This window comes from Aeromicrobium phragmitis (assembly GCF_003674095.1).
In the GTDB taxonomy this organism is placed as follows: Bacteria; Actinomycetota; Actinomycetes; order Propionibacteriales; family Nocardioidaceae; genus Aeromicrobium; species Aeromicrobium phragmitis.
This window is the reverse complement of record NZ_RDBF01000115.1, coordinates 1-413: the sequence shown is the minus strand read 5'-3', so window position 1 is coordinate 413 and position 413 is coordinate 1. Positions and strand designations below refer to the sequence as shown.

Here is a 413-nt window from a genome sequence, read left to right as displayed (position 1 = left end):
CACGACCTGGTGGGCGGCGAGCGAGATCCTCTTCCCGGTCGTGCTCGTCGGCGCTCTGCTGATCCTGCGCCGGACGCGTCGCGTGAGCCTCGGTCTCGTGTTCGCGGCGGTGGCCGTCCCGCTCGTCGTGTCGGGCCTGACCGCGTTCGGGTCGTCGGTGAGCGACGCGCTGTGGACTGCGGTGACGGCATACCCGGTCGTGTTCTTCGCCGGGTTCATGCTGAGTGAGCCGTTGACTCTGCCGCCCCGGCGCCACCAGCAGTGGGCGGTCGGCGTGCTCGCCGCGGTGATCTTCGCGTGGCCGCTGTGGTCGTTCGCGGCGTTCGGAACGTCGACCGCGATCGGCCCGTTCGAGGGGACGTACGAGCTGGCGCTCGTCGCCACGGGGTTGGTGAGTTTCCTGCTCGGTCCGC

General features: G+C 70.7%; 1 protein-coding gene. It reads left to right on the top strand.

Annotated features, from left to right (window positions below):
- Positions 1-413, top strand: a 413-nt coding sequence (locus tag D9V41_RS17960; RefSeq protein ID WP_208006917.1) for a hypothetical protein, incomplete at both ends; no start/stop codon positions are given.